This window comes from Pseudonocardia sp. Ae150A_Ps1, assembly GCF_001932315.1.
Taxonomy (GTDB): Bacteria; Actinomycetota; Actinomycetes; order Mycobacteriales; family Pseudonocardiaceae; genus Pseudonocardia.
Genome location: NZ_MCIJ01000001.1, coordinates 2,099,384 through 2,118,390, shown reverse-complemented (window position 1 = coordinate 2,118,390; position 19,007 = coordinate 2,099,384). Strand labels below are relative to the sequence as shown.

Sequence of the window (19,007 nt, the reverse complement as noted above, 5' to 3'; positions counted from 1 at the left end):
AACCACTCACGAGCGTAGGGTCACCAGCGATGAGCGGCGACGGCACCAGGTGCGTTCGGGGCGGCGGGCACGGCGAGCACGGGGTGGGTGAGCCGGTCCATCGTGGACCGGTTCTGACCAGCACCTTCCATCTCGGGCGTCCGGAGCAGGCGGAGTCCGGGACGGACTTCTACGCCCGCGCCGACAACCCGACCTGGCGGGAGTACGAGGCCGTCGTCGGTGATCTCGACGGCGGTGCCTGCACGGTCTTCCCGTCCGGCATGGCCGCGATCGCGGCGGTGCTGCGCGCCTTCGCCTCCACCGACCGTGGCGTGCTGCTGCCCGCCGACGGCTACTACGTCGCCCGGGCGCTCGCCGACGAGGAGCTCGCCCCGCTCGGGGTGCCGGTCGCGTACTGCCCGACGGCGGGGGACTGGGCGACCGCGATCGCCGAGCACCGGCCCGGGCTGGTGCTGCTGGAGACGCCGTCGAACCCGGGGCTGGAGGTCTGCGACATCACCGCTATCGCCGAGGCCGGGCACGCGGCCGGCGCGGTCGTCGCCGTCGACAACACCACAGCGACGCCGCTCGGGCAGCGGCCGCTCGACCTGGGGGCCGACGTCGTCGTCGCGTCCGACACGAAGGCGCTGTCCGGGCACGGCGACCTGCTCGTCGGGCACGTCAGCACGGCCGGTCCGGTGCATGCGGAGCGGATCCGCGGCTTCCGGACCCGCGGAGGCGCGATCGCCGGGCCGATGGAGACCTGGCTGGCGCTGCGCGGCCTGGCCACCCTCGACCTGCGGCTCGCCCGGCAGGCGGAGAACGCCCGCGCGGTGGCGGTGGCGCTGCGCGAGGCAGCGGCGGCGGGCACCGTCGCGGTGTCCGACGTCCGCTGGCCCGGTCTGGCCGACGACCCGTCGCACGCGCCGGCATCGCGTCAGATGCGGCGCTGGAACGGCGTCCTGCGGTTCACCCTGCCCGACGTGCACGCGGTGTCGGAGTTCCTGGACCGCACCACGCTCGTCGACTCGGCGACCAGCTTCGGCGGCACCCGGACCGCCGCCGACCGGCGCGCCCGCTGGGGCGACGCCGTCCCCGACGGCCTGGTCCGGCTGTCGTGCGGGATCGAGGACACCGACGACCTGGTCGCCGACATCCTGGGGGCGCTTCGCGCCTCGTGAGTGGAAAAAGCGGCTGGGGCCGACTCAACCACTCACGGGCGCTGGTCGCCCAACCAGCCCTGGAGCTCGGCGGGCTGCAGGTCGCAGTAGGGGCACACCGCGATGAAGTGTGGCGCGCCGGGCCCGGTGACCTGCAGGCGCTCGCGGGCGCCGCGGCGGCCGCAGCAGGTGCAGGCGGAGTCGCGCGCCGTCGTCCTGTCGTCGACCGTGTTCTCGTCCATATGCCGTGTATAACCGCCGACACGGTGTCGCCACACGCGGCTGTGGCGGACTCCACGCCCCCGGTGAAGCAAGCGTTTCCGCTGGTTACGGCGGTGTGACCCGGGTCGCTCGGGGTCTGACGCGGGCCGCGGACAGGGATACGAGGGCCGCCCTGGTCCGTCGGCGGGAACCCGCCGGACACGCGCCGGCGGTTCCGATATCACACTCGCGAAACCTCGCTTCCGTATGGTCGACTACAAGCCGGACCTCGAGCAGTCGCGGAGGTGGTCGCGTGCCGCACCGACAACCCGTCCCCCATGGTGCCGAGTCCGTCGTCGCCCCCGATCTGCGAGCGGTCGATCCGCTCCCCGACGACGGCATCCCCGAAGATCACCTCCCGGCACCGGGGATCGAGCCGCTGACCACGGCTCCGGTCCCGACGGGGTCCCGGGTCCTGCTCCTCAACGCCAGTTTTGAACCGCTGGCCGTCGTCACGTCGAAACGTGCGATCTGCCTGCTGCTCTCCGGCAAGGCCGAGTGTCTCCAGGAGGCGCTGGAGGGCACCTCGTTCCACTCGGAGAGCCTCACCCTCCCCGCTCCCTCGGTGCTGCGCCTGTCCCGCTACGTCCGCGTCCCCTACCGGCGCGCGGTCCCGATGACCCGGGCCGGGGTGCTGCGGCGCGACAGCCGTCGCTGCGCCTACTGCACGAAGCGTGCCGACACCATCGACCACGTGATCCCGCGCAGCCGCGGTGGCGCGCACAGCTGGGAGAACTGCGTCGCCGCCTGCAAGGCGTGCAACTCGCGCAAGGCGGACCGGCTCGTGGAGGAGATCGGCTGGACGCTGCGGACGAAGCCCGGCCCGCCGAAGCGGAACGGGGCCGGCGTGCTCGTGCTGGCGGTCGAGCCGCTGCCGGCGTGGGATCCGTGGTTGTCGGCGGCCTGAGCGGGGCCGGTCAGGACCGGCGGGCCCGCCGCCGGCGCCGACGCGTGGTGGCCGGGTCGGTCGCGGCGCGGAACGCGCGGCAGGAGGTGCCGCAGATCCCGCAGTCGGTCCCGGGGCGGTAGTGCTCGTGGACGTCCTGCTCGTGCCCGCACCGGCAGAGCGCGGTCGTGGGCGTGGCCGGGACAGCGGGGGGAGCTGCGGAGGTGTTCTCGGCGTCGGTCGCGGCCCGCGGCGCCGGGATCGCGTCGGCGGTCGTGGCGGACACGCTCGCGGCGGTGTCGTGGGCGGTGCTCATCGGTAGCTCCTCCAGCCGGTCGCACGGCCTGGGCGGCCGTTCTGCTTCTGTCTCGCCTACTCCGGTCGGCGGATTAGCGATCCGGCCGGTGGTTCACTCCAATTGATGACACCGGGCGCACCCCCGTTCACCATGCGTCGCTGTGGGTCTCTGACCTCCGACGATGCGTAGTCGTCCCGTCGATTCCGACGATGCGCCGAACCCCGCGGTAACGACGCGCGTCCTACGACGACGAGAGGACCGGACCGGCCGACGGTCCGGAACGGTCCCGGAAGGATCCCGATGCGCAACGTGGTCACCCCACCCCCCGTGAAGCCCCGCCGTACCGGGCGCCGGCTGCTGGTCACCCTCGGAGCCCTCGTGCTCGTGCTGCTGCTCGTCGTGGGCGGCGCGGGCTCGTGTACCTGGTGTCGAGCGTCGGCAACGACGTCCCGCGCATCCCGGGCGCCTTCCAGGGCCTCGGCGCCGGCGACCGTCCGGCGACCTTCGGCGGCACGACGTTCCTGCTCGTCGGCACCGACTCCCGTTCGGACGTCCCGACGACCGGCAGCGGCGCCGAGGAGAGCGTCGACGCCGGGTCCGAGCGCAGTGACGTCATCATGCTCGGCACCTTCGCGCCGGACGGGCAGAGCGCCTCGGTCGTCTCGATCCCGCGCGACTCCTGGGTGGACATCCCCGGCCGCGGCATGAACAAGATCAACGCCGCCTACGCGTTCGGCGGGCCGTCGCTGCTGATCGGGACGGTCGAGCAGCTGACGGGCGTGCGCGTCGACCACTTCGGGGTCGTCGACTTCGCGGGGTTCACCTCGCTCGTCGACTCCGTCGGCGGGATCGACGTGACGGTCGCGCGGGCCACGAGCAACGCAGGCGTCGACTTCGTCCAGGGCGAGAACCACCTCGACGGCGCGCAGGCCCTGGCCTACGTCCGGCAGCGCTACGACCTGCCCAACGGCGACATCGACCGCGCCGCGCGCCAGCAGAACGCGATGAAGGCGCTGCTGGAGCAGGTGCAGCGCAAGGCGACGACCGACCCGGCCGCGCTGTACACGTTCGCGACGAGCGTGGGTGACGCGGTGAGCATCGACGACTCGCTGTCCAACACCGGCCTGGTGCAGCTGGCGGTGGAGAACCGCAACCTGCGCGGCTCCGACGTCAGCTTCCTGACGGCGCCGGTCGCCGGCCTGGGCCGGGAGGGCACGCAGTCGGTGGTGTACCTCGACGACCAGCGCGGCCCGCAGCTGTGGGATGCGATCCGGAACGGGTCGGTCGAGCAGTACGCCGACGCGAACCCGTCCGAGACGCTCAGCGGCACCCCGTCCTGAGACGCACGACGGGCCGGTACGCAGCTCGCGTACCGGCCCGTCGTCGTCCGTGGGGGCGCCTCAGGGCGTCACCAGACCTTCCAAGGGGCCTCGTTGCGGGACCAGAGCCCGTTGAGGTGCTGGAAGTCCTTGTAGGTGTCCATGGCCGACCAGAAGCCGTCGTGGCGGTGGACGTTCAGCTGGCCGTCGCGGGCGAGCTTCTGCAGCGGGGTGTGCTCCAGCCACAGCTGCGGGTCGTCGTCGAGGTAGTCGTCGAGGAACTCGCGCTTGAACGCGAAGAACCCGCCGGAGACGAAGCCGGAGACCTGGGTGGGCTTCTCGTTGAACTCGACGACCTCGTTGCCCTCGACGTTCATCTCGCCGAACTTCGAGGTGGGGTGCACGCCGGTGACGGTGCCGACCTTCCCGGACTCCTCGTGCTCCTTGGTGAGCCGGACGATGTCGATGTCGGAGACGCCGTCGCCGTAGGTCAGCAGGAAGTTGTCGGTGTCGACGTAGTCGCGGATCGCGCGGACGCGGGCGCCGGTCGCCGTCTCCAGGCCGGTCTCCGCGAAGGTGATCTCCCAGTCCTCGTCGACCCCGTTGTGGAAGTCGATCTGGTGCTTCTCGCCCATGTTGAGCGTGAAGTCCGCCAGCCGCGCCCGGTAGTCGAGGAAGTACTCCTTGATGGCCCAGGACTTGTAGCCGAGGCAGAGGACGAAGCGGCGGAAGCCGGCCTGGCGGTAGAGCTTCATGATGTGCCAGACGATCGGGCGTCCGCCGATCTCGACCATGGCCTTGGGGAGGGACTCGCTGGCCTCGCGGATGCGGGTGCCCTGGCCTCCGCAGAGGATGACGACTGGGGTGTCGGGGTGCATACGGACCTTTCGTCGGCTCGGGGGAGCCGCTCGCCGGCGCTGGGGGGGAGCGTGCCTCGGCCGGACAAGCTACTCGCTTCCCGGCTACCCGCACCGATCACGGCGAGGACTGTGACCAAGCCCCCGACGGTGCCGGGAAACCCTGCTCACCAGGTCTTCCACGGTGCGTCGCCGCGCGACCACAGGCCGTTGAGGTACTGGAAGTCCTTGTAGGTGTCCATCGCGCACCAGAAGCCGTCGTGCCGGTGGACGTTCAGCTGCCCGTCGCGGGCGAGCTTCTGCAGCGGCTCGTGCTCGAGCCACAGGTCGTCGCTCTCGGAGTCGAGGTACTCGGCCAGGAACTCGCGCCTGAACGCGAAGAACCCGCCGGAGACGAAGCCGGAGACCTGGGTGGGCTTCTCGTTGAACTCGTCGCCCTTGTCGCCCTCGACGTTCATCTCACCGAACTTCGACGTCGGGTGGACGCCGGTGATGGTCCCGAGCTTCCCGGACGCCTCGTGCTCCGCGGCCAGCGCGGCGATGTCGATGTCGGAGACGCCGTCGCCGTAGGGCAGGAAGAAGTGGTCGGTGTCGACGTACGGGGCGATCTTCCGGACGCGGGCGCCGGTCGCGGCCTCCAGGCCGGTCTCGGCGAAGGTGATCTCCCAGTCCTCGTCGACGCCGCCGTGGAAGTCGATGCGGTGGCGGTCGGACATGGCCAGGGTGAAGTCGACCTGCCGGGCCCGGTAGTCGAGGAAGTACTCCTTGACCGCCCAGCTCTTGTAGCCGAGGCAGAGGACGAAACGGCGGAAGCCGGCCTGGCGGTAGAGCTTCATGATGTGCCAGACGATCGGGCGTCCGCCCACCTCCACCATGGCCTTCGGGAGGGACTCGCTGGCCTCGCGGATGCGGGTGCCCTGGCCTCCGCAGAGGATGACGACGGGGGTGTCGGGGTGCAATGCGGGCCTCTCGTCGGCGCTGGGGGCGCGTGCTTCGACGGATGAAAGTACCGCGCAGCGGATCGCCAGCCCTCCGCGGATGCCTCGACCGGTCTCTGGAAGATCAGTAACGGCTACCCCCGTCTGGTCGATGTACGGGCGTAAAAGTCCTGACCACGGCAACTGTGTGCAATATTCGCGGCACTGAGCACGCTCGCGAGTTACCCCCGATGGGGTAACGCATTAGGCTCCGTGTCGGAGGACGTCGAGCGGCTGCGCGACGTCGGTGCCCGCGTCTTCGGATGTCGAAGCACCTCTTCGTCAGCCGTGATCATCACCAAGCGCATGATCGGGATGGCGGATGAATTTGCGTGGGCACCTTCGTGTGCTGGGCGAGCGCTGGATCGTCATCGCAGTCTGTGTCGGGCTGGGGATGCTCAGCGCTGCTGCGGTCTCGTTCGGACGATCGCCGGAGTACACGGCGCAGACCTCGTTGTTCGTGACGACTCAGGTCGTCAACAACCCGCAGGACGCCTACCAGGGTGCCCAGCTCTCCCAGGACCGCATCACCTCCTACGTCGAGTTGGTGACCGGCGACCGGGTGCTCGGAGAGACAGGTCGACGTCTAGGGCTCGCGACGACGCCTGCCGATCTCGCAGCACAGGTGGGTACGAGCAGTTCTCCGAACTCCGTGATCTTCGGGGTGACGGCGACGGATCCGTCGCCCCAGCGGGCGGCCGACATCGCAAACACGGTCGCCGAGGTGACCGGCGAGGTCGTCGGGGAACTGGAACGGCCCCAGAACGACCAGAACCTCACCTACGTCGGAGCACGGGTGATCCAGCCGGCTGCCGTACCGGATACCCCGTCGTCACCGGGGGCGGCTTTCCTGCTCGCACTGGGGTTGGCGGTCGGGCTGGTGATCGGTGTGGTTGCGGCCTATGTCCGCGACGCGCTCGACAACACTGTGACCACCTCCGACGAGGCAGCCGCGATCGTGAAGGCGCCGGCCCTCGGCGCGGTCCTGCTGGACCCAAGCGTTCCGGCCACGCCACTCACCGTTCACGAGTCGCCGAACACCCCGATCTCCGAGAACTTCCGGCGGATCCGTACGAACCTGCAGTTCGTCGACGTGGACAAACCGCGGAAGGTCGTGGTCGTCACCAGTGGTGTCGCTGGAGAAGGTAAGTCGACCACCACCGCCAACCTGGCCACCGCGGTGGCGTCCACGGGTCGGCGAGTCCTACTGATCGAAGGTGATCTGCGTCGTCCGGGCGTCTCGGCGCTGTTCGGCGTCGACCGGGCTGTCGGACTGACGACCGTCCTCTCCGGCGGGTTGTCGCTCGGGCGTGCCGTTCACAACTGGGGCGGTGGTTCGCTGGATCTGCTTCCGAGCGGTGTGCTTCCGCCGAATCCGAGTGAGCTTCTCGGAAGCAATCAGATGCGTACTCTGCTCCACGAGGCACGGGTCACCTACGACCTCGTTCTCATCGACACCCCGCCGGTGCTACCGGTCGCCGATGCCGCTGCGCTCCTTCCCGCTACCGACGGAGCGCTGCTGCTCTGCGGTTACGGCCGCACCACGACTCAGCAACTCTCCTCTGCTTCCCATGCGCTGCGTGCGGTGTCCGGAAACGTCCTCGGCGTGATTCTCACGCTCGTGCCCGCTCGGCGTATCGGTCGCGACTCCGGCTACGACGGCACCTACGAGAGCGTGCGTGACGGCCAGGCCGGTGGGACCTATCGCCACGGCGCGGCCGAGGACTCCCCTCCGCGCGCCTCAGCGGGATGGCCGCGTTCTGCGAGCGCATCGGCTCCGCGGGCCAGCGAGCGAACCACATGGGTGCAACGTCCTGGCCGCTGATCGAGCCGTCCGAGTCCCGTGAGGGTGCGAGGGAGATGAGAACTACGTGCACATCAGCATGATCGGTACGCGAGGGGTCCCCGCACGCTATGGCGGATTCGAGACCGCCGTGGAGGAGATCGGGCGCCGGCTAGCGGACAGAGGACACCAGGTCACCGTCTACTGCCGTGGCCGGGACGATGCGTCCACCCACCATCTCGGCATGCGGCGGGTCGTGCTTCCGAGCTTGCGGGGCCGCTCAGTCGAAACGCTCTCACACACGTTCCTGTCGGTCTTGCATGCTGTCCGACGTCGGCATCAGCCGGACGTCGCTCTCGTGTTCAACGCGGCCAACGCTCCACTGATCATCTTCCTGAAGATTCTTCGGATACCGGTGGCAGTGCATGTGGACGGGCTCGAGTGGCGCAGGGCGAAATGGGGTCGTGCTGGTCGCACCTACTACCTGCTGTGCGAGCGGTTCGCTGCCCGAATGGCCGATGCATTGATCGCCGATGCTCGCGGTATCGAGGACTACTACCGTCACAAGTACGGGGTGGGCAGCGACTTCATCGCCTACGGCGCTCCCGAGGTCGAACCGGACAGACCCGAGTTGCTGGATCCGCTTGGCCTCGAAGCCGGCGGCTATCACCTGGTCGTCGCGCGCATGGAGCCGGAGAACCACGTCGACGTGATCGTGGACAGCTACACGCGTAGCGGCGCTGTGCTGCCGCTGGTCGTTGTCGGGTCCGTGCCGTACGAGACCGAGTACAACCGCCGTGTAGCCGATCTCGCCGCCGCCGACGAACGGGTTCAGCTGGTCGGGGCGGTGTGGGATCAGGATCTGCTGGACCAGCTCTATGCAAACTGCGCCAGTTATCTACACGGGCACTCGGTCGGCGGCACCAACCCGTCGCTGCTGCGCGCGATGGGCGCCGGTGCTTACGTCGTCGCCTGGGACGTCGACTTCAATCGCGAGATCGTCCGGGACGACGGTTCGTACTTCGGTGATGCCACTGCGGTGGCCGAACGGGTCGAGGACGTCGAGGCCGCGCCGGACAGGGTCGAGGAGCAAGGACGGGCCGGCAAGAAGCACGTCCTGGCGACCTACGCCTGGGAGGCGGTGACCGAGGACTACGAGGCCCTCGCCCGGCGCCTGGACGCTCGGGGCCGCGACGGCGCGGCCGGACGGTGAAGGGGGCAGTCCGTTGAGGGCGATCTCCCGATTGCTCCGCGGTAGGCCGGCCGACCTCGTCGGCCCGGCACTCGTGGCGGCGATCGTCGCCGGCGTCGTGCCGATCGGATACGCGGTGGCAGCACTGACCCATCGCAACGGGAGTGTTGTCGGTGTCGTGCTGGTCCTCGTCCTGGTCGCGCTGGTCGCAGCGGCGACGGCACCGGTTCACGTCCTGCCTTCCGCGGCACTCGTCCTCTATGCAGTGCTACCCCAGCAACTGATCGGCTACGGGTACTTCGGTCTCACCCCGGCCCTGGTGGTGATCCTCTTCTGGGCGGTGCGGAGGTGGCCTGCGGCGCCGGCTGTTCGTCCTGACCCGATCCACCGGGGGTGGCTCGCAGCGCGGTTCGCAGCGGCGCTACTCGTGCTGTGGACCACCTACCTGATGCTGGTCCGGCCTCCGATCGTAAGCGGCGGGGGCCCGTCGGCCCGGGAGTGGCTGATCAGCTTCGCTGTCGGCACCGTGCTCGTACTCTTCGTGCGGGTGTCCGGTCGTGAAGCCGATCTACTCGTGCGGACGCTGGCGGTGGTGACCGTCGCTGCGGCCGTGTTCGCCGTGGTCGAGGTCGCGACCCAGCAGAACCCGATCTACATGCCGCTCTATGACGCGGTCGGTCGGGGCCTTCAGCTCGACGGTGGTGTTCATCGCGCCAGCGTCGGGTTCGGGCACCCGCTGTATGCCGGGACCTTCTTCACGGTGGCCTTCGCAGTGTTCTTCGTCCGCTGGATCGACGACGTGCCGCAGAGCCTGATCCCGCTGATCGCCGCTGTCGCGGGTGCGGCCTCGACAGTGTCTCGCGGTGCACTCGCGGTCGCCGCTGTCGTCGGCGCGGTCGTCACCGTCGTCCGTCTGCCACAGCTGCGTCGCACCCGATCTCCGAAGCCCATGCGGCTGCTCGCGCTGGCGCCCTTGGCAGTTGCAGCGGTGGCGGCCTCGGGTCTCCTCGGAGCACGGACGAGCACCGGCGAAGCCGCACGATCCAGTGAGGTGCGGGGGGACAACGTGGCCGAGGCCATCGCGTTGGCGCGTTCCTCCGGCTGGACCGGCAGCGGGCCGACCACGGCAGACCCGCTCACCATCGCGCTCTCGCACGGCGCCTACCCGATGGAGAACTCCCTGCTGCAGATCCTTGTCAGCCTGGGTGTTCCCGGCCTGGTGCTGCTCCTGGCGACACTGGCCCTGGTGGTAGCCGCAGCAGCGCGTTCGGGTGCGCACGCCGGAGCCGCCGGTGTCGTGGCCTTCGCCGCGGTGACGGCCGGCTACAACGGCCTGGAGGGGCTCCTCCCGCTGCACAGCCTCCTTGGTCTGGTCTTCCTGCTCTGCCTGGCCGGTGGGCAGTTGCCGGCTCGGACCGACTCTCCCCGCACAACGTCCCCGGGCCTCCGGGCCCCACGACCTTCGAACGGACCGGTGTGAACCCCACTCTCTCCACCCTGGTCGTCGTGATCACGTATCGGTCCGGCGCCGCCGTGGCCGACCTTGCCGCGACCATCAGCGGCTGGCTCATCGGCGGATCAGATCGCGCGGCGGTGTTCCTGGACAACAGTGACGACCACGAGTGCGTCGCGACGGCGCGCGCCGCGGTCGACCCGTCCGTGTCCGACCGGTTCCTGGCCGAGGTCGCGCCGTGCAACCTCGGGTTCTCCTTCGGCGTGAACCACGCCGTCGAGCTCGGCAGGGCACGATGGGGCGAGCCGCAGGTCGTCCTGCTGCACAATCCGGACGTCGCGACCTCCGCGCAGGTCCTGGACCGCGTCGTGGCGCTCGCCGAGGAGCCTGGCATCGGCGTCGCGGCACCGACCCTTCTGGCACCCGACGGGACCGTCGACCGTGGCTCGGCCCGCAGGGTCTGGAACAAGCGCCGGTTGTTCGCGACGCTGGTCGGTCTGCCTGCGCTACCTGGGCTACTGGGGACCCCACGGCGCTCGATCTCCGTCGGCGGCCCGGGCGTGCATGACGTCGACTTCACCTCCGGTGCCTATATGGCGATCCGCAAGGAGGTGTTCGGCAGGGGGCTGGACACCCGGCTCCCGATGTATCTCGAGGACCAGGAGATCTGTCATCGGTCGCACTCCCTCGGATATCGGGTCGTGGTGTCCGGGGACCTGTCCGCCGAGCACGTCGGCGGGGTCAGCCGGAAGTCGAACACGGCGCAGCGCCGCCAGCTCCGGCTCATGGAACTGGTCGTCGCCCCCTGTCTGTCGCTGATGGACACCTCCGGGGTAGGCGAGAGTCCACTGAAGCTGCTGGTGGCGGCCGGTGGCCTGGTCAGGGGAGCACTGGCGGTCCCGGCGGCGTTCGGGCAGCGGCGGGAGCGCGCCACCTGGTTGCGCGACCAGCTGACGCTCTCGGTGTGGTTCGTCCGGTGGGCGGTGACCCCTGGCCCGATCGGGGACGTCGAGTGGAACCGGTCGACGCGGCCGACGGAAGCGGGCTGATCGACGATGCGTGTACTCCTGGCCAGCAAGTTCTTGCACCGGGTGGGCGGCGTGGAGACGTACCTGGAATGGCTCGCGGACGAGCTCACAACCCGCGGTCACGAGGTGGCCCTGTTCGGGATGGAGGCACCGAGTGGATCGTCGCCCATCGCGCCCGGCTCTCCTCGATTCGAGACGCCCGCTCGCAGCTACACATCCGGAAGTCTCCGGGAGCGGCTCGACGACGCGGCGAGCAGCGTCTACTCGGTGGCGAACGGACGACGGATGGCGGCGGCACTGGAGCAGTTCGCGCCGGATGTCGTGCACTTCCACGGCACCTGCTACCAGTTGACGAGCGCCGTCGTCCGGGCTGCCGGCGGGCGCGGGATCGGTCGCGTCGTGACGGCGCACGAGTACAAGCTCGTGTGCGCGAACCAACGTCTGTGGGCCGACTCCACGTCCGACCTGTGCCAGGTGTGCGTCGGCGCCTCTCCGGTGCGTCGCGCGATCAACCCGGTGCGGCGCCGGTGCATCAAGGGCAGCCTCGGCGCGTCCGCGGTGGGTGGAGTCGAGACGATCGTCAGCGACCGGATCATGCGTGGTGCCGGCGACATGATCGTCCACTGCCCGTCGCGATTCATGGAGCAGACGCTGCACGCAGACGGATGGTCGCCGGCACGGACTGAGGTGCTCGATCTTCCCTGGCGAGAGACTCCCCACCGTCGGGATGCCGAGGCGACCGGTCTGCTCTACATGGGCCGGCTCGCCCCGGAGAAGGACGTACTGACCGTCCTACAGGCATGGAAGGCACTCGGTACGCGCACCGGCGACCGCATACTGACGATCGCCGGCACGGGAGCCGACGAACCGCAGCTGCACCGCTACGTGGCGGAGCACGCGGTGGACCGCGTCTGCTTCGTCGGACACCTCACTCCCGACCAGATCGGTGCGACCCTGCGGACCACCGCCGCGACGCTGCACCCTGCGATCTGGTTCGAGAACAGCCCGTTCAGCGTGCGGGAGAGCCTCATGGCTCGCGTGCCCGCTCTGGTGGCGGACCGTGGGGGCATGCCGGAGCTGGTCACCGACGGGATGACCGGGATGGTGTCCGAACACTCGGTCGCGGGATGGAGCGGGACGATCGAGCGGTTCCTCGGCGGTGAGATCGCTTCACCACAGGCGTTCGAGGAGGAGTTGGCCGATCGGGTGACGAGTGGGGATCAGCACTTCCGCGCGCTCACGGGGCTGTACGGGCGGGCACAGGCTGCCGCCGCGATCCGGACCTCTCGATGACATCCCCCGCCTACCCGGACTGTCGTCACCGATGAGGAAGACATTCCTCTCCGCCTCGATCGCCCGAGTGGCGGGTGCCGTCGCGCAGGCGGCGATGGGCATCGCGCTTGCGCGCTCAGTGGCACCGTCCGAGTACGGCGTCGTGACCGCACTGATCGGCGTGTTCCTGGTGTGGTTCATCGTCGCCGACGTCGGCATGTCCAGCTTCGCCGGCCGCTCGTACGCCGTAGGCAAGATCGACGAGGTCCGCACGATCCTCTGGTTCAGCGGACGGGCGGCTCTCGGCGGCACCATCGGCGGTGTCGCCCTCCTGGCGCTGGTCGTCCCCGGAGTTCCCAGGACGCTGCTCGCTGCACTGTCGCTGCTGGTCATGGCCCAAGGGCTGGAGAAGTACTGCGAGACCAGGCTCGCGGTCGTCATCGCCGCCGACCTCGCCACGGCGGTCGCTACGTCGATCCTGCTCCGCCGTCTCGTGAGTTGCGCGGTGTTCCTGCTCCTGCTCGTCGCCGACGCGGGTCCGGGCACGATGCTGTACGCGATCGGTATGGCTTCGGGCGCCGCAATCGGATCGGTACACATCAGACAGCTGCTGCGGCGACATGGCGTCGTCGCTCGGCGAGCGACTGCCGTCGTAGACGTCTTGCGCAGATCGGTGCCCTTTGCGATCAATGACCTGTCCGTCCAGAGCCGTGCCCTGGACGTGTTTCTCGTGGCCGCACTGACCTCACCGGCCGGTGCCGGGTTCTACTCGGCCGCGTCGAAGCTGACGTCTCCGTTCCAACTCCTGTCCTCCACCTTGGCCGCGGTGGTGCTCCCGGCAACAGCGCGGGCGGACTACGGTGCTCGCCGCCGGCTGCTGCGCGCTGTCGTGGGACTCACCGCTGTGCTGACCATCCTGGCGGCACCTGTCGGATGGTTCGGCACCGAGGTGAGTGTCCTGCTGCTCGGCGATGCCTACGCCTCGGCCGGCCCCCTCGTCGCGGTGTTCGTCGTGACCTTCCCCGTCGTCGCCCTGGCCACTCCACTTGCAGCCTTGCTGCAGGGGATGGGGCGTGAACGATTCGTCGGGCTCCAGAGCCTTGTCAGCTCGGTCCTGCTCCTCGGCGCTGTCGCCGCTGGTGGATGGTGGTGGGACGAGATGGGCGCCGCGACGGGGTTCGCCGTCGCGGCGGTGGGGAAGTACTTGAGTCTCGCTCTGGCGGCCTTCGTCGGGACCCGTCGGGAGCGGTCCGTCGCCACACAGGCACGGGAATGACGTCGGTCGCTCGGAACTACCGGAGGCGCTCCCGTGCCAGAGCATCCCGCAGGCGCGACCACTGGCGGTCCGCATCGCCGACGCCTGCGCGGCTCCTCGCACGCTCTGCCGCGGATGAGCGCAGGCCGCGGAGCGCGGCCGGATCGCGGGCGAGCCGGCCCAGGATGCTCGCCATCGCGGCCGGCGCCGGCTCGATCAGGATCCCGCCGCCGTCGCGGAGGATCTCCCGCGTTCCCCCGAGGTCGTAACCGACGACTGGTGTCCCCACCAGGACCGATTCGATCGTCACCCTGTCTCGCGCCGGGTTTGATGGAGGGTGTCAAGCCAGGAGATGATGAGCAGCGATGGCAGCCCCACGGAAGCACCCCAACGAGCTGCGGGAACGAGCGATCCGGCTGGTCCTCGACGCCAAGGCCGACCCTGTCAACGCCGGCACGAACGTCTGCCGCCGTATCGGTGACCAGCTGGGAATCCTTCCGGAAACCCTGCGCGGCTGGGTGAAGCAAGCCGAGATCGACGCTGGATCCCGGCCTGGGACGACGACCGATCAGGCCGCTCGGCTGGCGGAGCTGGAGCGGGAGACCCGTGAACTCCGCCGGGCCAACATCATTCTCAAGTCCGCTTCGGCTTTCTTCGCGGCGGAGCTCGACCGCCCGCAACGGTAGTCACCGACTACATCGACAAGAACAGGAACGAGTTCGGGGTCGGGCCGATCTGTGCCGTGCTGAAAGACGCCGGTATCCCGATCGCCCCGAGTGCCTACTATGCGGCGAAGACCCGTCCACCCTCGGCCCGGGCGGAACGCGACATCCTCGTCTCCGCCGAGATCGCACGCGTGCACGCCGAGAACTACGGCGTCTACGGCGTCCGGAAAGTCTGGGCACAGCTGGGCCGCGAAGGCGGCGTGGACGACCGGCCGGTCGCGCGGTGCACCGTCGGCCGGCTCATGAAAGCCGCAGGCCTGCGCGGTGTCCGGCGGCAGCGGGTGCCGCGGACCACCATCCGTGCCGACAGCCCCGACCTGCGCCCGGACCTGGTCGAGCGCGACTTCACCGCGACGGCCCCGAACCGGTTGTGGGTCGCCGACATCACCTACATCTAGACGCATTCCGGTTGGGTGTATGCCTCGTTCGTCTTGGACGCGTTCTCCCGGAGGATCGTGGGTTGGCAGCTGTCACGTCATCTCTACACCGATCTCGCCCTAGACGCACTCAACATGGGGATCTGGATCAGGGAACGCAGCGGTGCAGATCTGTCGCGGTTAACGCATCATTCGGACCGCGGTGTCCAATACGTTGCCATTCGCTACACTGAGCGGCTCGGCGAAGCTGGTGTCGTCGCTTCCGTCGGGTCGGTCGGCGATTCCTATGATAACGCGATGGCGGAGGCATTCAACTCGTTGTTCAAGGCCGAATTGATCCGCAACAAGGGGCCGTGGGCGGGGATCAGCGACCTTGAACTCGCGGTCGCCGAGTACGTCGACTGGTACAACCACCGCCGACTACACGGCGAACTCGGCTTCGTCCCGCCGGTCGAGTACGAGATCCATAACGCCACCACCACGACCGCCCGGCAGCCCGCCGGAGCATGAGAACTCAGCCTCTACCAAACCCGGCACTTGACACCCTGCCGTATGCCTCGTTGCGTGAGCAGACCAGGCTGACGTCCACGCCGGCGAGAACACCGATCGGGTTGCTGCTCGCTCCCCGGTAGCGGAGCACGGACTCGACATCGGCATCCCAGATCATGTCGTGCAGTCGTGCAAGGTCGTCGGGGGCTGCGTCGCCGTACAACTCGATCCGCACCGGTGCACCGCTCGCGACGATTCGCCTCGCAGCCTCGACGAGATCGAACTGGCCTTTCTCCGTGGAAAGGGTGCCCAGTAGGACGGCCACCAGCATGTGCGGGGGCTCGTCGCGGACCTCGCTGACCGTCTCCGGGATCTCGATGGGCGGGTACTCGATCAACGTCGGCCGCCGGTACTGGGAGGCCGCATACTCCGACACGGCGATACTGACGTCGGACCAGGCATCGAGAGCGCGCACGATCAGAGCTTTCGGGATCAGCGAACGCAAGGTCGGGTTCGAGCGGATGCTCTCGCCGAGAATGATCGATCGGGGTGTGCCTGCGAGTACCGCAGCCAAGAGCGGCGCGGGGGTGACCGTCGACCCGATGACGACGACGGCGTCGGGTCTCGTCCGACGTAACAGCATGAGCCAGGGAACGAGCTGGGCTAGCGACTGGAGGGTCCGCAACGCCCCCGTGAAGGTCCGATGCCGGACTCCCATCCACCACTGGCAGGGCTGGACGATCACTTCCGCCCCCGGCAGCCGGTCACGGATCAACCGCTCGATGGGCCCCTTGCGTGGAATCGACACGGTGACCTGGTCTCCACATCGGACCGCGGCGGAGGCAAGGGCGACGAGTGTGCGTTCGGCTCCCGCCGTCGTCGACGAGTGAGCGACGAAGAGGACGTGCATGGGTGGTCCCTAGCCTGAGCTGATCTAGTCGGGCGGGCCGGACTGCGTGGGCGGCTCCGTGCATCTCATATCTGGTCGGCGACAGCCATGACGTATTCACCGTATCCGGATCCGGATTGTGCTCGGCCGAGGGCACGGCACTGTTCGGAGGTGATCCAGCCCATGCGCAGGGCGACCTCCTCGATGCACGCGATCCGGATGCCCTGGCGGTTTTCCAGGACCCGGACGTACTGGCCCGCCTCCATGAGGGACTCGTGGGTCCCGGTATCCAGCCATGCGAACCCGCGGCCGAGGTCGTGCAGGTGGGCACGACCCTGCTCGAGGTAGGCGCGGTTGACGTCGGTGATCTCAAGCTCGCCGCGGGCCGAGGGACCGATGCCGGCGGCGATGTCGACGACCTGGTCGTCGTAGAGGTAGAGCCCCGTGATGGCTCGGTCGGAGCGTGGCTCGACCGGCTTCTCCTCGATCGAGATCAGTGTGCCGTCGATGTCCGCCTCGCCGACGCCATAGCGTTGCGGATCCTTCACGGGATACCCGAACAGGACGCATCCGTACTCACCGGTCGCAACGCTGCGCGCAGCGCTCTGCAGGGTCGAGGAGAAGGACGGACCGTGGAAGATGTTGTCGCCGAGTACGAGTGCCGACGGGCCGCCGCGGACGTGGTCGGCGCCGATCACGAAGGCCTCGGCCAGGCCGTTCGGAGCGCGCTGCTCCGCATAGTCGATCTCGAGGCCGAACTGGCTCCCGTCGCCGAGGAGCCGCTGGAAGCCGGGCAGGTCGTGCGGGGTGGAGATGAGCAGGATCTCGCGGATGCCGGCCAGCATGAGAGTGGCCAGAGGGTGGTAGATCATCGGCTTGTCGTAGACCGGCAGAAGCTGCTTGGACACGGCCCGCGTGATCGGAAACAGTCGGCTGCCGGTCCCCCCGGCCAGGATGATGCCCTTCACGGTCGCGCGTTCCCTTCGAGTTCGTCCGAGGCTTCGGCGCGCTGCAGTCGAGACGGGACGTGTCTCGATGAGGTGGCGCGGAAGGGTCGTGGCTCAGCACGACCGGCTTCCCTCGTGTTCTGGCGACGAGTGTGCACAGGAGTGATGGTGTCGGGGCTCCCTAGAGCAAGTCGTCGATTGAGTCATGGAAAACTATCAGTAGTTCACCCGGCCGGGTGGATGAGCTCCACGATCGGCGAGGTGTGCATGCGACTGGTGGTCACAGGTGGTGCCGGGTTCATCGGCTCCCATTTCGTGCGAACCCTCGTGAATGGCGGCTATGAGCCGTTCACGGGTGCGGACGTGACGGTCCTGGACGCCTTCACCTACGCAGGTCGGGAGGAGAACCTCGACTCCGTCAGTGACTCTCCGCAGCTGCACGTTCAGCGAGCCGACATCCGTGACTCGGTCCGGGTCGCCGAGGTACTGGCGGGAGCGGACGTCGTCGTACACTTCGCGGCCGAGACCCACGTTGATCGATCGATCACCGGTGCCGCAGACTTCGTGACGACGAATGTCGTCGGGACTCAGGTGCTGTTACAGGCGGCGCTCGACCTGGGAGTGGGGCGTTTCGTGCACGTCTCGACCGACGAGGTCTATGGGTCGATCGACGAAGGGTCGTGGCCCGAGAACCATCCGCTGGAGCCGAACTCGCCGTACTCGGCGGCGAAGGCTGGAAGCGATCTCCTGGCGCGTTCGTACCACCGGACGCACGGACTGGATGTCGTCATCACCCGGTGCTCCAACAACTACGGGCCTTACCAGTTCCCCGAGAAGGTCATCCCGCTCTTCGTGACGAACCTGCTCGATGGGCAGAGGGTGCCGCTCTACGGCGATGGGCTGAACGTCCGGGACTGGCTACACGTCGACGACCACTGTCACGGGATCGCTCTCGCCGCAGCGAAGGGAGGGGCGGGCGAGATCTACAACATCGGCGGCGGCACGGAGCTCCAGAACCGCGAGCTCACTGCCCGACTGCTCACTGCTGTCAGCGTCGGCGAAGAGATGATCGAGCGAGTTCCGGATCGGAAGGGACACGATCGGCGGTACTCGGTGGACTGGTCCAAGATCCACGACGAGCTGGGCTACGAGCCGCGACGCTCTTTCGATGATGGGCTCGCCGAGACGGTCGCCTGGTACCGGGAGAATCGCGGCTGGTGGGAGCCGCTGAAGAGCGGGGTGGTCCGGTGAAGGCCACCGAGCTCGGTATTCCGGGGGCGTGGCTGTTCGAGCCGACCGTCTTTCCTGACCCACGTGGCAGGTTCACCGCACCGTTCCAGGGGCCGGTGTTTCGCGAAGCTCTCGGCTTCGACCTCTCCGTCATGCAGTCCAGCCAGTCGGTGTCGTCTCGCGGAGTCGTACGCGGCGTGCACTATGCCGACGTACCTCCGGGTCAGGCGAAGTACCTGTACATCGCGGCCGGCGCTGTGCGGGACGTCATCGTCGACATCCGTGTCGGGTCTCCGACATTCAGACAGTTCGAAGTCGTCGATCTGGACGCCGACTCGATGCGAGCCGTGTACCTGTCCGAGGGGCTCGGACACGCGTTCCAGGCGATGACCGACGGCACCGTTGTGGGATACCTGTGTTCCACGTCGTACGCGCCGGAACGAGAGCACGGGATCACTCCGATCGACCCGCAACTCGCTATCCCATGGGTGGCCGGTGTCGAGCCGGTGCTGTCGGAGAAGGACCGCGAAGCACCCACGCTGGCCGAGGCTGAGGCGGCCGGTTCGCTGCCGATCTGGGACGCCTGTCAGGACTGGTACGCCAGCCTCCGAGCGCCTCGCTGAATCTGGG

At 68.7% G+C, this 19,007-nt stretch carries 18 protein-coding genes, 1 pseudogene and 1 other annotated feature; of the genes and pseudogenes, 12 read left to right on the top strand and 7 right to left on the bottom strand.

Features of this window, described 5'->3' with window-relative positions:
• The first annotated feature begins 29 nt into the window (after nt 1–29).
• Nucleotides 30–1,160 (top strand): cystathionine gamma-lyase, encoded by a 1,131-nt coding sequence (locus Ae150APs1_RS09685; RefSeq protein ID WP_075297066.1) that lies wholly within the window; start codon nt 30–32, stop codon nt 1,158–1,160.
• Nucleotides 1,161–1,192: 32 nt separating this feature from the next.
• On the opposite strand, the gene Ae150APs1_RS09680 is transcribed toward Ae150APs1_RS09685, so the two are convergent.
• Nucleotides 1,193–1,381, bottom strand: a complete 189-nt coding sequence (locus tag Ae150APs1_RS09680) for a hypothetical protein (RefSeq protein ID WP_075297064.1) — start codon at nt 1,379–1,381, stop codon at nt 1,193–1,195.
• A 272-nt stretch (nt 1,382–1,653) separates the two neighbouring features.
• Between Ae150APs1_RS09680 and Ae150APs1_RS09675 the strand changes: the two genes are divergently transcribed.
• Nucleotides 1,654–2,307, top strand: coding sequence for an HNH endonuclease (locus Ae150APs1_RS09675; protein ID WP_083680037.1), 654 nt, complete (start codon nt 1,654–1,656; stop codon nt 2,305–2,307).
• A 10-nt stretch (nt 2,308–2,317) separates the two neighbouring features.
• Here the strand turns inward: Ae150APs1_RS09675 and Ae150APs1_RS09670 are convergent, their stop codons facing one another.
• On the bottom strand, nt 2,318–2,602 hold the full coding sequence (locus Ae150APs1_RS09670; protein ID WP_075297062.1) for a hypothetical protein: 285 nt from the start codon (nt 2,600–2,602) through the stop codon (nt 2,318–2,320).
• Nucleotides 2,603–3,009: 407 nt separating this feature from the next.
• On the opposite strand from Ae150APs1_RS09670, the gene Ae150APs1_RS09665 reads away from it, so the two are divergent.
• Nucleotides 3,010–3,924, top strand: coding sequence for an LCP family protein (locus Ae150APs1_RS09665; RefSeq protein ID WP_139316855.1), 915 nt, complete (start codon nt 3,010–3,012; stop codon nt 3,922–3,924).
• Nucleotides 3,925–3,992: 68 nt separating this feature from the next.
• Here the strand turns inward: Ae150APs1_RS09665 and Ae150APs1_RS09660 are convergent, their stop codons facing one another.
• Nucleotides 3,993–4,781, bottom strand: coding sequence for a glucose-1-phosphate cytidylyltransferase (locus tag Ae150APs1_RS09660; protein WP_075297060.1), 789 nt, complete (start codon nt 4,779–4,781; stop codon nt 3,993–3,995).
• A 146-nt stretch (nt 4,782–4,927) separates the two neighbouring features.
• Nucleotides 4,928–5,719: a glucose-1-phosphate cytidylyltransferase gene (locus Ae150APs1_RS09655; RefSeq protein WP_075297058.1), complete on the bottom strand. Its 792-nt coding sequence runs from the start codon at nt 5,717–5,719 to the stop codon at nt 4,928–4,930.
• Between the two features lie 340 nt (nt 5,720–6,059).
• On the opposite strand from Ae150APs1_RS09655, the gene Ae150APs1_RS09650 reads away from it, so the two are divergent.
• From Ae150APs1_RS09650 to Ae150APs1_RS09625, 6 genes are all read left to right on the top strand, one after another.
• Complete coding sequence (locus Ae150APs1_RS09650; RefSeq protein ID WP_075297056.1) at nt 6,060–7,562, top strand: polysaccharide biosynthesis tyrosine autokinase; 1,503 nt, start codon at nt 6,060–6,062, stop codon at nt 7,560–7,562.
• Nucleotides 7,563–7,608: 46 nt separating this feature from the next.
• Nucleotides 7,609–8,733 (top strand): DUF1972 domain-containing protein, encoded by a 1,125-nt coding sequence (locus tag Ae150APs1_RS09645; RefSeq protein ID WP_249266280.1) that lies wholly within the window; start codon nt 7,609–7,611, stop codon nt 8,731–8,733.
• 73 nt (nt 8,734–8,806) lie between these two features.
• Entirely contained in the window at nt 8,807–10,192 is a 1,386-nt protein-coding gene (locus Ae150APs1_RS09640) for an O-antigen ligase family protein (RefSeq protein WP_075297053.1), read from the top strand.
• Nucleotides 10,189–11,214: a glycosyltransferase family 2 protein gene (locus Ae150APs1_RS09635; protein ID WP_075297051.1), complete on the top strand. Its 1,026-nt coding sequence runs from the start codon at nt 10,189–10,191 to the stop codon at nt 11,212–11,214. The genes Ae150APs1_RS09640 and Ae150APs1_RS09635 overlap by 4 nt, the downstream gene beginning before the upstream one ends.
• Nucleotides 11,215–11,265: 51 nt before the next feature.
• Entirely contained in the window at nt 11,266–12,486 is a 1,221-nt protein-coding gene (locus tag Ae150APs1_RS09630) for a glycosyltransferase (RefSeq protein ID WP_170918068.1), read from the top strand.
• Between the two features lie 31 nt (nt 12,487–12,517).
• A complete protein-coding gene (locus Ae150APs1_RS09625; protein ID WP_075297048.1) occupies nt 12,518–13,741 on the top strand; it encodes a lipopolysaccharide biosynthesis protein in 1,224 nt (407 codons plus the stop codon).
• Nucleotides 13,742–13,757: 16 nt separating this feature from the next.
• On the opposite strand, the gene Ae150APs1_RS09620 is transcribed toward Ae150APs1_RS09625, so the two are convergent.
• Nucleotides 13,758–14,030 (bottom strand): hypothetical protein, encoded by a 273-nt coding sequence (locus Ae150APs1_RS09620; protein WP_075297046.1) that lies wholly within the window; start codon nt 14,028–14,030, stop codon nt 13,758–13,760.
• A 55-nt stretch (nt 14,031–14,085) separates the two neighbouring features.
• On the opposite strand from Ae150APs1_RS09620, the pseudogene Ae150APs1_RS09610 reads away from it, so the two are divergent.
• Nucleotides 14,086–15,332, top strand: a pseudogene (locus Ae150APs1_RS09610) (IS3 family transposase).
• Nucleotides 14,367–14,495, top strand: a sequence feature (AL1L pseudoknot). Its footprint overlaps the pseudogene before it by 129 nt.
• A 4-nt stretch (nt 15,333–15,336) precedes the next feature.
• Here Ae150APs1_RS09610 and Ae150APs1_RS09605 read toward each other — a convergent pair.
• Together Ae150APs1_RS09605 and rfbA are read right to left on the bottom strand one after the other, a co-directional pair.
• Nucleotides 15,337–16,221, bottom strand: coding sequence for a glycosyltransferase (locus Ae150APs1_RS09605; protein ID WP_075297044.1), 885 nt, complete (start codon nt 16,219–16,221; stop codon nt 15,337–15,339).
• Between the two features lie 65 nt (nt 16,222–16,286).
• Entirely contained in the window at nt 16,287–17,168 is an 882-nt protein-coding gene (rfbA, locus tag Ae150APs1_RS09600) for a glucose-1-phosphate thymidylyltransferase RfbA (protein WP_075297042.1), read from the bottom strand.
• Nucleotides 17,169–17,414: 246 nt separating this feature from the next.
• Between rfbA and rfbB the strand changes: the two genes are divergently transcribed.
• Together rfbB and rfbC are read left to right on the top strand one after the other, a co-directional pair.
• A complete protein-coding gene (rfbB, locus tag Ae150APs1_RS09595) occupies nt 17,415–18,398 on the top strand; it encodes a dTDP-glucose 4,6-dehydratase (protein WP_075301912.1) in 984 nt (327 codons plus the stop codon).
• Nucleotides 18,395–19,000, top strand: coding sequence for a dTDP-4-dehydrorhamnose 3,5-epimerase (rfbC, locus tag Ae150APs1_RS09590; protein ID WP_075297040.1), 606 nt, complete (start codon nt 18,395–18,397; stop codon nt 18,998–19,000). Before rfbB ends, rfbC begins: the two co-directional genes overlap by 4 nt.
• The last annotated feature ends 7 nt before the right edge of the window (nt 19,001–19,007 follow it).